The following is a 13,331-nucleotide window of genomic DNA, read 5'->3' on the forward strand; positions in this document are numbered from 1 at the left end:
GCCGTGCCAGAGGCGGGAGGGCCCTACACCGCCCGTTCGCGTTCCGGCCGGTGGCCGAAGCTGGCCCTGCCGGTGAGCATCAGCACGAACATCAGCCCGAGCCCGAGCACCACCACGAGATTGACGGCCGTGGCCAGCGCATAGAGCTCGGGCTTCACCCCGTAGCGCAGCGCCCCCCAGGCGACCGAGGGCAGGGTCGGCGTCGCCCCCAGAAGATAGAAGGAAATCTCCAGATTGTTGAAGGCCATGATGAAGGTGACGATGAAGGCGCCGAGCAGGCCCGGCCAGATCAGCGGCAGTGTCACCTCGAAGAAGGTGCGCGAAGGCGAGGCGCCGAACACCATCGCCGCGTCGTCCAGCCGCCAGTCATAGCGGTAGAGCTGGGTCGCGATGATGAGCAGCGCGTAGCTGAAGCCGTGCACCGCATTGGCGAGGATGGCCGAGACCAGGTTGCCCTGCAGTTCCAGCACCAGCCCGTTGAAGATCAGCGAGGCGATGCCGACCAGCACCTCGGCGACGAAGAGCGGCGCGATGAACAGGGTGAGGTAGAGGCCCGCCCGCTGCCCGGCATGGCGCATCAACCCCAAAGTCGCCGCCGCCGCCAGCAGGGTAGCCAGCGCCGCCGCTCCGATGCCGAGCAGCAGGCTGTTGAAGAAGGCGGTCTGGTACAGCGAATTGCCGAACAGCCGGCCGAACGTGTCCAGCGTCCAGCGCGGCGGGTAGGGGAAGGTGTGGTTCTTCGCGAAGGAGCCGAGGCCGATATGCAGGATCGGCAGATAGAGGAAGAGATAGGAGACGACGAGCGTGGCCAGCAGGGCATATTTGCCGAGCCTCTTCTTGAGGGTGGCGTGCATCAGCCCCTCCCCAGTCCGGTGAAGCCGGTGCGGCGCAGATTGACCCGCATGCCGACCAGAAGCACCGCGACGATGGAGGTGAGGAACAGCACCACGCCCATCGCCGCGCCGAGCGCCCAGGTGCCGGATTCGCCGAATTGCTGCGCCATCGCCATGCCGTAGAGCGTGCCGTTCGGCCCACCGAGGAAGCGCGGGGCGAGCGTTGCCGACAGGCAAGGGATGAAGCACAGGGCGAAGCCGATCAGCGTGCCGAACAGGTTCAGCGGCCAGGTCACCTCGACGAAGGCGCGCAGCGGGCTGGCGCCGAAGATCTTGGCGGCGTCGATCAGCCTCGCGTCGAAGTTCAGCAGCGACAGGTAGATCACCGTCACCACGATCGGCAGGTAGAGATAGACGAGGCCGATGGCGCTGGCGACGTTGGTGTACATGATGAAGCGCAGCGGCGCGCTGCCGAGCGCCATCAGTACCGCATTGATCAGGCCGAGGGGGCCGAGGAGACCCTGCAGCGCGATGACCCGCAGCACCTCGCCAGTGAGGAACGGCACGGCGAAGGCGAGGGTGAGGAGGAGCCGGTAGCGCCCGCCATAGAGGATGATGGCGTAGCTCACCGGCCAGGCGATGAGGATCGACACCAGCGAGACGACGCCTGCCATCACCAGCGAACGGATCAGGAAGGTGACATAGGCCCCGCCGGTCGCCAAGGTGACGTAATTGCCGACATTCCACTCCTGGACGATGTGGTAGTTTTCGGTCCGCCAGAAACTCAGCACCACCATGGAGAGCAGCGGCACCACGAACAGCGCCAGCAGGAACACGGTGGGCACGCCGAGAAGAAGGGCCGCCGCCCAGCGCCTCCTCATGACGGGCGCTCCCCATCGGTGTCGAACAGGTCGATGTCGCCGGGTTCGAGGCGAGCGATCACGGCCTCGCCGGCGAGGAAGGCGCGCTCGGAGCGGGGGCGGCTGGCGTTGAGCTCGCGATCGCCGAAGGCGAGTATGTAGTCGGCATAGGCGCCGCGCAGGATCACGTCCTTCACCGTGCAGGGAAGGCGGTTGGGACCCGCGCCGGCGCCGTCATCGGGCTCCAGCCGCAGCTTCTCGTTCTTGACGAAGAGCTGCACCTCGCGGCCCGGTGGCAGCGCCGCAGGAAGCGAGAGCGCGGCGCCGCAGCGCGTCGCGATACCCTGTCCGCCAGCCTCCACCACGCCTTCGAAGCGGTTGGAGCGGCCGACGAACTGGGCGATGAAGGCGGTCCGCGGCCGGTCATAGATGTCGGTGCGGGCGGCGAAATCCTCGATCCGTCCCTTGCGCACCACCGCGATGCGGTCGCTCATCGAGAGCGCCTCTTCCTGATTGTGGGTGACATAGATGAAGGGGATGCCGAGCGCGGTCTGGTGGCGACGAATCTCGACCTCCATCTCCTGGCGCAATTCGCGGTCGAGATTGGCCAGCGGCTCGTCGAGCAGCAGCGCCTTGGGCCGCCCCACCAGCCCGCGCCCCAGCGCCACGCGCTGCTGCTGGCCGCCGGAGAGCTGGTTGGGGTAGCGCTTCTCCAGCCCGCCGAGCGAGAGAATGCCGACCACCCAGGCGACGCGCTCGGCGATCTCGGCCGCCGGCAGCTTCATCATCCGCAGCGGGAAGGCGAGGTTCTCGTGGACGGTGCGGTGGGGAAAGAGAAGGAATTCCTGGAACACCATGGCGACGCCGCGCTTGTGCGGCGGCAGGTCGGTCACGTCCTCGCCGTCGATCAGCACGCGCCCGGTGGTGGGCTTTTCCAGCCCGGCGATGATGCGCAGCAGCGTCGTCTTGCCGGAGCCGCTGGGGCCGAGCAGCGAGACGAACTCGTTCTTGCCGATGCCCATGGTCACGCGGTCGACCGCCCAGATGCTGCCATACTGGCGCGAGACCCCGTCGAGGGTGATGTACACGTATCAGGCTCCCGGAATGTCAGGTCGAAGGACAGGGCGCGGCGGCCGGCGCGAGGCCCCGGCCGCCGGCGCACTCAGGCGGCCTGCATCCGCGACCACACCCGCTCCCATTTCTCGGTCGAGGAGGGCTGGTCGAACATGTACATCTTGGACAATTCGCCGGTGCGGTCCATCAGGTAGAGCGCCTGTTCCTCCGGGGTCGACAGGCTGCGAATGTCGATGGTGGTCGAGCAGCCGCTGGCCAGCGCGATCTTCTTCATCGTCTCCGGCGTGATCATGGTGTCGATGAAGCTCTGGCAGACATCCAGCATCGCCCCGTCCGGCACGCCGGAGGAGACCAGCCAGGTGTCGACCCAGCCGAGCCCGCCTTCCCTGGGCACCAGCGTGTGGGCGAAGGTGGTGTCGATCTCGCCCTTCGCTTTCTTGGCGAGAAGCTGACGGTAGACCTGGGCAAATTCCGGCGCCGCGATCACCGCGCCGCTTTCCAGCAGCTGCGCCAGCGTGGCGTTGTCCTGGTAGCGGGTGAGCAGGAGCGCCTTCTGCTCGATCAGCAGCTTCTCGACCCCGGCCAGTTCCTCGTCGGTGAGGTCATAGGGGTTGAACGGCTTGCCGTTCGGGCGCGGCTTGTCGATCGTGCCCATGCGGGTGGCGACCAGGATGCCGGCCAGCGCGATGTTCTCCTCGAAGCGGGCGCTGGTGGAGAGGCGGCCGGCATAGGCGGGATCGAACAGGCAGGCGATGCTGTTCGCCTTGTCGGCCGGCATCTCGGCAGTGTTGTAGGTGATGCCGTAGCTGCCCCAGCAGAACGGCACGCCGAAATCGACGCCGGTGGCCGCGTCGGTCAGCAGCTTGAACTCGGCCGGCTTGAACACCGGGAAGAGGTGCTCGGTGGCGGGGATCTTGGCGTAGTCGACGTCGCGGATCAGCTTCTCGCGGTAATACAGGCTCGGCCAGAAGCCGTCCGCCTGCACCAGGTCGAAATCCTTGGTGCCGCCGACGCGCAGCTTGTTGTAGGCCTCGGAATTGCCGTCGAAGAAGGTCGGGGCGAATTTGACGCCGTGCTTCTCCTCGAAGGCGGCGATCACGTCGGGCAGCAGATAGCCCTCCCACATCAGCGCGCGCAGTTGCGAAGGTGCGGCGGAGGCGGGGCGGACATAGGGCGCGGCAAGCGTGACCAGCGCGCCGGCGGCGATCGTCTTGAGAACGTCGCGGCGGTCGACGGAAATGCCCGTGCGCGGCGTCCCGTCCTGAATGTCCGGCGTGGAAGCGGCGGCGGAAATCGGCTGAAGCGGCTTCATGTTCCTGTCCCCTGTTGTCTATGTGGCAGTGACCTTCGGCGGGAACCGCCCGACCCCTCGTCTCCTGCCGAAAGCGCGGCCCCGGCGGCACAGGCCTCGGACGATTCCGGCCCGGGGTCCGCTCAGTGCATCGGCGCGGCGCTCAGGCGGCAGCGGCGAAGGGGTTGTCGGCGTCGGCATAGTTGACCGGCGTCATGTGCCAGCCTTCCTTGTGCTTGCGCCAATAGGTTTCCTTGATCTTCGCGCTGATCGGGCCGGGGCGGTCGTTGCCGTAGATGCGCTCATTGACCCGCGAACAGGGCATGACGCCACCGGCGGTGGTGGTGGTGAACACCTCGTCGGCGTCCATCAGTTCCTCGAAGGTGACCGGCGCCACCTTGCCCTCCAGCCCGAGCTCGGGACAGAGGTCGAGCACGGCGAGGCGGGTGATGCCGCGCAGGGCGCCGCGATCGGGGGTGATGACCTCGTTGCCCTTGACGATGAACACGTTGAAGCCGGCGCCCTCGGTGAGGTAGCCCTCGGCGTCGAGCAGGATGGCGGTATCGAAGCCCTTGTCCTTGGCCTCGAACATGCCACGGGTGAAGTCGCGCCACATATAGTTCTTCAGCGTCGGGTCGAGCGAATCCTGCGAGATGCGCGGCACCTGCGCGACCAGCAGATGGGCGCCGCGTGCCTGCACGTCGGGCTTGATCACGTCGACCCACGGCACCGCATAGGCGATGAAGGTGTTGTCGCAGTCGTCGGGATCGCGCGAGCCATAGACGCGCGGCACGCCGCGGGTGGAAATCATGGCCACGAAGGCGTCCTTCAGGCCGGACAGGGCCACCACCTTGCCGAGGATGGTGCGCATCTCACCGCGCGACACGCCGGGGTCCAGGCGATAGCCCTCCAGCGAGCGGTGGAAGCGGTCGAGGTGGTCTTCGAGGCGGAAGAAGCCGCCATCGGTGACGTGGACCACGTCATAGGTGACGTCGGAATGGGTGAAGCCCCAGTCGCCGACCGGGACCTTGGCCTCCGAGATCGGGACATACTGGCCGTTGATGTAGGCGGCGCCTTTGGAAAAGTCGCTCTTCGCCTCTGTCATCGCATGCACTCCAGGCAGGATCGTTGCGCCATTGCGAGACGCAGCGTGGCCCAGCGGCCCGCAGCCAGAAAGTGCCGCTTGCCTGAAAAATGACAGTGCCAATTTCGCGGGCATAATGCCGGGGTGGGTCGCCTGGCATGGAGCTGCCGTCAGACGATGCCGGCGGCGCGCAGAGCCTGCCGCTCGATGTTCGAAAGCCCCAGAAGCTGCTCCAGCACCTCGTCCGTGTGCTGGCCGAGCAGCGGCGGCGCGGTGGGCGCGCCGCCGGGGGAACCGCTCAGCCGCAGCGGGCTGCGAACCCCGGACGCGCTGCCGCCGAGCGGGTGGGAAAGGTTCAGCGCCAGTCCGCGCGCGAGCGCCTGCGGCTCGGCGAATGCCTGGGCGATGGTGTTGATCGGCCCGGCGGGGATGCCGGCGGCGTCGAGCATGGCGAGCCACTCGCCGGTCGTCTGGCGCTTGAGGGCGGCGGCGACGAAGGGGATGAGCGCCTCGCGATGGGCGACGCGGTCGCGATTGGTGGCAAAACGCGTATCGGCGGCCAGCTCCGTGAGATCGGCGAGGCGGCAGAAGCGGGCGAACTGCGCGTCATTGCCGACCGCGAGGATGAGGTGGCCGTCGCCCGTTTCGAACGCCTGGTAGGGCACGATGTTGGGATGGGCATTGCCGAGCCGGCGCGGCGCGCCGCCGCCGACGAGGAAGTTCAGCGCCTGGTTGGCGAGGCTCGCCACCGCCACGTCGAACAGGGCGACGTCGATATGCTGGCCGCACCCGGTGCGGTGGCGCTGCTCCAGCGCCGCCAATATGGCGATGGTCGCGTTGAGCCCGGTGAGGATGTCGACCAGGGCGACGCCGACCTTCTGCGGCTCGGTGTCCGGGCTGCCGGTGACCGACATCAGTCCGGACATGCCCTGGATCATGAAATCATAGCCGGCGCGGCCGGCTTCCGGCCCGTCCTGCCCGAAGCCGGTAATCGAACAATAGACGAGGCGCGGGTTGAGCGCGGCGAGGCTCTCATGATCGAGCCCGTAGCGCTTCAGCCCACCGACCTTGAAATTCTCCACCACGACGTCGCTCATTGCCGCCAGCCGGCGGATCAGTCCCTGACCCTCCGGTGTCGCCATGTCGATCGTCACCGAGCGCTTGTTGCGATTGGCGGCGAGGAAATAGGCGCTCTCGCGCGTCGGATTTCCCTCGCCATCGGCAAGCCAGGGCGGCCCCCAGCCGCGCGTGTCGTCGCCTTCGCCGGGTTTTTCGATCTTGATCACGTCGGCGCCGAGATCGCCCAGCGTCTGCGTCGCCCACGGGCCGGCCAGCACGCGGGAGAGATCGAGCACCCGGATGCCGGCCAGCGCCTGCGCGGCGGGAGGGCTGGTAGGGGCGTCGGTCATATCGGGCGGTCCTCGGCAAGGGCATCGGGCGGGCGGCGGCGACGATAGCCGCCGCCCGCCGACGGCGCCATGGCCGGCCATTCAGATAGGGCGAGGTCGGCGGGAGCCGGTCGTGGGCGGAAGGCCTCTTGGACAGGGCCATCTCTTGCCATCCCGCGTTGACTGGTATAATCACCATATCAATATATAAGTGAGCCCAAGCTCACTGCCGAGGAAATGCATCAGGAGCCGCGCCGCGCGCCTGTCCGACAGGGGCGCCGGCGGGTCCCTTGCCCGGGACAACGACACGCATGACGACGCCTTCCCGTATCGAAGCCGACTACATCATCGAGACCGCGTTCGATCCCCTTGCGGCGGCGGAAGCCATGGCCGGCGAGCAGTCCAGCGGCACTTTCGTCGCCATTCCCGGCGAGACTCCCGAATTGAAGGCGCGCTCCGCTGCCCGCATCGAGGCGCTGGAGCCGCTGGAGAGCGTCGAGGCGCCGTCGTTGCCGGGCGCCGGGCGCCCGAAGCTCGGCGACGCCACCGTCCGACGGGCGCGCGTCACGCTGTCCTGGCCGCTCGACAATGTCGGGCCGTCGTTGCCCAACCTAATGGCCACCGTCGCCGGCAACCTGTTCGAGCTGAAGCAGTTCTCCGGGCTGCGGCTTATCGATATCCGGCTGCCGCAGGCCTTCGGCGATGCCTATCCCGGGCCAAAATTCTCCGTCGCCGGCACGCGCCGCCTTGCCGGCGTGGAAGGGCGGCCGCTTATCGGCACCATCGTCAAGCCGAGCGTCGGCTTCGGGCCGCAGGAGACCGCCGCGCTCGTTAGCCAGCTATGTGACGCGGGGATCGACTTCATCAAGGACGACGAATTGCAGTCCGACGGCCCGCATTGCCGTTTCGACGCGCGGGTGCGCGCGGTGATGGAGGTCATCAACGACCATGCCGAGCGTACCGGCAAGAAGGTGATGTTCGCCTTCAACCTCACCGGCGAGATCGACCAGATGCGCTGGCGGCACGATCTCGTGCTGGAGCAGGGCGGGACCTGCGTGATGGCGAGCCTCAACTCGGTCGGCCTCGTCGGCATGATCGAATTGTGCCGCTTCACCCAATTGCCGGTGCATGCCCACCGCAATGGCTGGGGCTATCTTTCCCGCGCGCCGATGCTGGGCTGGTCCTATGTCGCGTGGCAGAAGATATGGCGGCTGGCCGGCGCCGACCACATGCATGTCAACGGCCTCGCCAACAAGTTTTCGGAAGCCGACGACAGCGTCATCGCCTCGGCGCGGGAATGCCTGACGCCGATGTTCCCGGACAAGCCCTGCATCGCCATGCCGGTATTCTCCTCCGGACAGTCGGCCAAGCAGGCACCGGGCACCTTTGCCGCGCTCGGCTCGCCCGACCTCATCTTCGCGGCGGGCGGCGGCATCATGGCCCATCCGGACGGGCCGGCGGCCGGCGTCGCCTCCCTGCGCGAGGCCTGGGACGCGGCGATCGCCCGCGTGCCGCTCGCCGACTATGCCCGCGACCACGCGGCGCTGGCCCGGGCGCTGGAGGCCTATGCCGGATGAGCGCCGCCGCTGACGGCCCGGCCGAAGCCCGCCTTCCGGACGGCCCGCTCCTTTCCTTCCACGGCGACGACTACACCGGCTCCTCCGCGGTGATGGAGGTGCTGAGCTTCGCCGGCCTGCCGACCGTGCTGTTCCTGGGCACGCCGACGCCGGACCAGCTCGCGCGCTTCAACGGCATGCGCGCGGTCGGCATCGCCGGGGTGGCGCGCTCCATGCCGCCGGAATGGATGGACGCCCATTTGCCGGCCGTGTTCGAGGCGCTGGCACGGATCGGCGCGCCGCTGGCGCATTACAAGGTGTGCTCGACCTTCGATTCGGCACCGCATGTCGGGTCGATCGGCCGGGCTATCGAGATCGCCCGGCCGATCCTCGGCGGCGACTGGGTGCCGCTGGTCGTGGCGGCGCCCGCCATCGCGCGCTACCAGGCGTTCGGGAACCTGTTCGCGGCCATTGACGGGCGCGGTTTCCGGCTCGACCGCCACCCGGTCATGGCCCGCCATCCGGTGACGCCGATGGGCGAGGCGGATGTGCGCGCCCACCTCGCGCGCCAGACCGATCTTCCCATCGGCCTCGTCGACTTCGTGGCGATGAAGGCCGGCGACGCCGATGCCCGGCTGGCGGCGGAACGGGCGCAGGGCCGGCGCATCGTCGCGCTCGACGTGCTCGACGGCGAAACCCTCGAAGAGGCCGGCCGTCTCGTCTGGCAACACCGTGGGGTGCGCCTTTTCGCGGTGGGCTCGCAAGGGCTCGAATACGCGCTGGTGGCTCATTGGCGCCGCGCCGGGCTGCTCCCGCCCGACATGCCGACCGCCGCCGCGCCGGCGCGCGAACGCCTCGCGGTGGTCTCCGGCTCCTGCTCGCCGATCACCGCCGGCCAGATCGCCCACGCGCTGGATCACGGCTTCGAGGGCGTGCGGCTGGAGGCGGCCCGCGCGGTCGATGCGTCCGTGTGGAATGCCGAGCTGGCGCGGGGCGCCGCCGAGGCGCTGCGCCTGCTCGGAGAAGGACGTGACCCGCTCGTGTTCACGGCCAGCGGGCCGGACGATACGGCGGTGCCCGCCCTGGCAGAGGCCATCGCGACGGCGGGCGCCGCGGTCGGAACGGTGAATGCCCGTATCGGCGATGGCCTCGGCCGCGTCCTTGACGAGGTGGTCCGGACCGCCGGGCTGGAACGGGCGGTGATCTCCGGCGGCGACACCTCCGGCCATGCGGCCATGGCGCTCGGCATCTATGCCGTCACCGCCCTTGCTCCGCTCGCGCCGGGCGCGCCGCTGTGCCGCGCCTATGCCGAAGGAGCCCATGACGGGCTCGAACTCGCCTTCAAGGGTGGCCAGATGGGCCGGCCCGACTTTTTCTGCGCCGCCAAGCTCGGCGGCATGCCCAACCGATGACAGATGGGAGTATGCCAGTCATGAAGAAGATCGCGTTGCTGGGAGCCGGCGGCAAGATGGGGGTTCGCCTCTCCACCAACCTGCAGGGCTCCGCCTATGAAGTGATGCATGTCGAGCCGTCCGAGGAAGGCCGCGCCCGGCTGAAGCAGGCGACCGGTTTCGACTGCGTCGACGGCGACAACGCGCTGGCCGATGCCGACGCGGTGCTGATGGCGGTGCCGGACCGGCTGATCGGCAAGATCGCCCACACCTTCATCGAGAAGGTGAAGCCGGGCACGGCGATCATCATGCTCGACGCCGCCGCCCCCCATGCCGGCGAACTGCCCAAGCGCGATGACGTCACCTATTTCGTCACCCATCCCTGCCATCCCCCGATCTTCAATGACGAGGTGACGGAGGAAGCGAAGAACGATTTCTTCGGCGGCGTCCACGCCAAGCAGCACATCGTCTGCGCGCTGATGCAGGGCCCGGACGAGCATTATGCCGCCTGCGAGCAGATCGCCCGCACCATCTACAAGCCGGTGATGCGGGCCCATCGCTGCACGGTGGAGCAGATCGCCATCATGGAGCCGGCGCTGGCCGAGACCATCGGCGCCACGCTCTGCCTCGCCCTGCGCGAGGCTACCGACGAAGCGGTGCGCCGCGGCGTGCCGCGCCAGGCGGCGACGGACTTCCTGCTCGGCCACCTGACCATCGAGCTCGCCATCGCCTTCAACATCTTCCCGGAAGGCAAGTTCTCCGACGGCGCGCTCTACGCCATCGACCAGGCCCGCCCGCAGATCTTCCGGGAAGGCTGGCTCGACCGGATCTTCGCCCCCGAGGCGGTGCAGCGCTCGGTGGAGGAAATCTGCAACCCGCCCAAGGCGGCGTGACCTCCTCGGGAGGCGGCGCGCTCCGCCTCCCGCTCCGCCACGCGCCCTCGAAGGTACGTGGTAACGCGAACATAACGAGACGAGAGGAAACCCCATGAACCGGATCATCGCCCTCACGGCGGCGGCCCTGCTCGGTTTCGCGGCGCCAGCGGCCGCGACGACCGTGATCAAGGCCGGCCACGGCACGCACACCACCCACCCCACCCATCTCGCGCTGGTCAAGCTGGCCGAGATCGTCGACGCCAAGAGCCATGGCGAGATGAAGATCGAGATCTATCCCGACCGCCAGCTCGGCGAGGAACGCGAGATGGTCGAGGGGCTCCAGCTCGGCACGGTCGACATGGCGGTGGTCTCCACCGGCCCGCTGGTCGCCTTCGTGCCGGAACTCGGCGTCGTCGACCTTCCCTTCCTGTTCAAGAACTCGCAGCACGCCTACAAGGTGTTCGACAGCGAGATCGGGCAGGGCCTGCTGGCCAAGTTCGAGACCCGCGGCATCGTCGGCCTCGCCTGGTGGGAGAATGGCTGGCGCAGCCTCACCAGCAAGAAGGTGGTCAAGTCGCCGGCGGACCTGAAGGGCATGAAGCTGCGCACCATGCAGAACCCGGTGCACATCGCGGCCTTCAAGGAACTGGGCGCGGCGCCGATTCCGATGGTGTGGGGCGAGGTGTTCACCAGCCTGAGCCAGGGCGTCATCGACGCGCAGGAGAACCCCGTCACCATCATCTACAGCAACTCCCTGTGGGAGGTGCAGAAGTACCTGACGCTCACCCGCCACGTCTACGGGCCGCATGTCGCCCTGTTCAGCAAGATCGCGTGGGACCGGCTGACCCCCGACCAGCAGAAGATCCTCACCGAGGCGATGATCGAGGCGACCGCCTATCAGCGCGAGACCTCCGCCAGGCTCGAGACCGAGCAGCTCAAGCTGCTGGCCGACAAGGGCATGATCATCGAGGACGTCGACATCGTGCCGTTCCAGGAGGCGACCGCCGGTACCGCCGCCGCCTTCAAGAACATCGATCCGGCCGTGGTCGCCAAGATCAAGGCCGCCGCCAACTGACCTGCGCGGACCGCGCCGCGACCCGCCGAGGTGGCGGCGCGGCGTCGGGTCCGGCGCGAAGGTTCGGAACGCAGAGACGTCGAACACCGCCCCCTCATGGAGCGTGACATGCTTCGCAGATTATGGACCGGCGTGGAATGGGCGGCCAAGGCTGTTCTCATCCTGCTGGTGACGGCCATGACGATCTCCTGCCTGGCGCAGGTGATCTGGCGTTACGTCTTCAACGACCCGCTGACCTGGTCGGAGGAACTGGCGCGCTACCTGTTCGTCTGGGTGGGCTACCTCTCGGCCTGGCTCGCCGGGACCCAGCGCGCCCATATCGCGCTCGACGCCGTGACCTATCTGCGCCTTCCGGGCCTCGAGCGCGCCTGCCTGCGGTTCGTCGAGGTGGTCGTGCTCGTCTTTTGCGGCTGGACCTTCTACGCCAGCCTCGGCTTTCTGCAGATGACCAGCACCCAGCCCTCGGCCGTGCTCGAAGTGCCGATGAGCCTCGTCTATGCCGGTTACAGCGCCATGTGCGCCCTCATCATCGGCGACATCGTCGTCGGCTGGATCAGCGGCGAGCGCCGCCATCCCGCTCTTCCGCAGGAGTGAGCCCGATGGCCACCGTGCTTTTCATCGCCTTCGCCGTGCTGCTCGTCCTGAACATGCCAGTGTCCTTCGCGCTGGCGGTCGCCTCGGCGCTCGCCCTGTTCTCCGGCGGCCTTCCGCTGGCGCTGGTGGTGCAGAAGATGACCGCCGCCATGGACAGCTTCGTGCTGCTGGCGGTGCCGTTCTTCCTGCTGCCGGGCCATCTGATGGCGCGCAGCGGCATTGCCCGCGACATCATCGACTTTGCCGATGCGCTCGTCGGCTGGATGCGCGGCGGGCTGGCCCACGCCAATATCGGCGCCGGCATGCTGATGGGCGGCATGACCGGCTCGGCGGTGGCGGAGGCCTCCTCCACCGGCGGCGCGCTCATCCCGCCCATGCTGCAGAAGGGCTATGACGGCCCGTTCACCGCCGCCGTGACGGCCAGCGCCTCGACCATCTCCGTCGTCATCCCGCCCTCCATCCCGATGATCGTCTTCGCCGTCGTCACCGGGGTCTCGGTGGGCGACCTGTTCATTGCCGGCGTCATTCCCGGCATATTGATGACGATGGCGCTGATGTTCACCGCCTGGTTCATTGCCGTGCGGCGCGGCTACCAACGCGGGCCGCGCCCGACGCTTGGTTCGGTGGCGCGGGCGACGCGGGCGAGCTTCTGGGGCCTGCTGATGCCGGTGGTGATCATCGGCTCGATCCGCTACGGCATCGCCACGCCGACGGAAGCCTCCGTGGTGGCCGTCGTCTATGGCCTCCTCGTCGGGCGCTATGTCTATCGCACCATCGCCTGGGGCGACGTGCCGCGCATCGTGCTCGACAGCGCGGTCACGACCGGCATCGTCATGCTGATGATCGCCGCCGCCTCGGTCTACGGGCTGATCGTCACCCGCGAGCAGATACCCCAGGCGGCGGCCCAGCTCATTCTCGAAATGACCAGCAACCCCTATCTGGTGCTGGTGCTCATCCTCTGCGTCTATCTCGTCGCCGGCATGCTGCTGGACCTTGCCGCCAACATCATCATCCTGGTGCCGGTGCTCTGGCCGCTGGTGAAGCAGGTCGGCATCGACCCGGTGCAGTTCGGCGTCGTCACCGTCATCGGCCTTGCCATCGGCCTGGTGACCCCGCCGGTCGGCGCCTGCCTGTTCGTCACCTGCGGTATCGCCAAGACCAATCTGCTGGAGGGCAGCAAGGCGGCGGTGCCGTTCATCCTGGCGCTGATAACGGTGGTGCTGCTCATCATCGCGGTGCCGGGTATCGCCACCTGGTTGCCCTACAGTGCCAAGGCCATGCATTGAGGAGAACCGGTTCCCGAACCCTGT

General features: G+C 68.0%; 12 protein-coding genes. 6 read left to right on the plus strand and 6 right to left on the minus strand.

Features of this window, described 5'->3' with window-relative positions; genetic code table 11:
• Window positions 1-23: 23 nt before the first annotated feature.
• The 6 genes from KHC23_RS05845 to KHC23_RS05870 form a co-directional block, all read right to left on the minus strand.
• Entirely contained in the window at window positions 24-854 is an 831-nt protein-coding gene (locus tag KHC23_RS05845; RefSeq protein ID WP_213370419.1) for an ABC transporter permease, read from the minus strand.
• A complete protein-coding gene (locus KHC23_RS05850; protein WP_213370421.1) occupies window positions 854-1,714 on the minus strand; it encodes an ABC transporter permease in 861 nt (286 codons plus the stop codon). The genes KHC23_RS05845 and KHC23_RS05850 overlap by 1 nt, the downstream gene beginning before the upstream one ends.
• Window positions 1,711-2,781 (minus strand): ABC transporter ATP-binding protein, encoded by a 1,071-nt coding sequence (locus tag KHC23_RS05855; protein WP_213370423.1) that lies wholly within the window; start codon window positions 2,779-2,781, stop codon window positions 1,711-1,713. The genes KHC23_RS05850 and KHC23_RS05855 overlap by 4 nt, the downstream gene beginning before the upstream one ends.
• A 74-nt stretch (window positions 2,782-2,855) precedes the next feature.
• On the minus strand, window positions 2,856-4,079 hold the full coding sequence (locus KHC23_RS05860) for an ABC transporter substrate-binding protein (protein WP_213370425.1): 1,224 nt from the start codon (window positions 4,077-4,079) through the stop codon (window positions 2,856-2,858).
• Between the two features lie 142 nt (window positions 4,080-4,221).
• Entirely contained in the window at window positions 4,222-5,163 is a 942-nt protein-coding gene (locus KHC23_RS05865; RefSeq protein WP_213370427.1) for an aminotransferase class IV, read from the minus strand.
• A gap of 149 nt (window positions 5,164-5,312) precedes the next feature.
• The gene (locus KHC23_RS05870) at window positions 5,313-6,551 is read right to left on the minus strand and encodes a CaiB/BaiF CoA transferase family protein (protein WP_213370429.1); all 1,239 of its coding nucleotides are present in this window, start codon (window positions 6,549-6,551) and stop codon (window positions 5,313-5,315) included.
• Between the two features lie 290 nt (window positions 6,552-6,841).
• On the opposite strand from KHC23_RS05870, the gene KHC23_RS05875 reads away from it, so the two are divergent.
• From KHC23_RS05875 to KHC23_RS05900, 6 genes are all read left to right on the plus strand, one after another.
• Window positions 6,842-8,107, plus strand: coding sequence for a ribulose-bisphosphate carboxylase large subunit family protein (locus tag KHC23_RS05875; RefSeq protein WP_213370431.1), 1,266 nt, complete (start codon window positions 6,842-6,844; stop codon window positions 8,105-8,107).
• A complete protein-coding gene (locus KHC23_RS05880; RefSeq protein ID WP_213370433.1) occupies window positions 8,104-9,498 on the plus strand; it encodes a four-carbon acid sugar kinase family protein in 1,395 nt (464 codons plus the stop codon). Before KHC23_RS05875 ends, KHC23_RS05880 begins: the two co-directional genes overlap by 4 nt.
• A gap of 20 nt (window positions 9,499-9,518) precedes the next feature.
• Complete coding sequence (locus KHC23_RS05885; protein WP_213370435.1) at window positions 9,519-10,370, plus strand: phosphogluconate dehydrogenase C-terminal domain-containing protein; 852 nt, start codon at window positions 9,519-9,521, stop codon at window positions 10,368-10,370.
• A gap of 94 nt (window positions 10,371-10,464) precedes the next feature.
• Window positions 10,465-11,427 carry a TRAP transporter substrate-binding protein gene (locus tag KHC23_RS05890; protein ID WP_213370436.1) on the plus strand — a complete coding sequence of 321 codons (963 nt, stop codon included), beginning with the start codon at window positions 10,465-10,467 and terminating at the stop codon, window positions 11,425-11,427.
• A gap of 108 nt (window positions 11,428-11,535) precedes the next feature.
• Window positions 11,536-12,021 (plus strand): TRAP transporter small permease, encoded by a 486-nt coding sequence (locus KHC23_RS05895; RefSeq protein WP_213370438.1) that lies wholly within the window; start codon window positions 11,536-11,538, stop codon window positions 12,019-12,021.
• Between the two features lie 5 nt (window positions 12,022-12,026).
• Window positions 12,027-13,307 (plus strand): TRAP transporter large permease, encoded by a 1,281-nt coding sequence (locus KHC23_RS05900; protein WP_213370440.1) that lies wholly within the window; start codon window positions 12,027-12,029, stop codon window positions 13,305-13,307.
• Window positions 13,308-13,331 lie beyond the last annotated feature (24 nt).

This window comes from Ancylobacter dichloromethanicus, assembly GCF_018390645.1.
GTDB lineage: Bacteria > Pseudomonadota > Alphaproteobacteria > Rhizobiales > Xanthobacteraceae > Ancylobacter > Ancylobacter dichloromethanicus.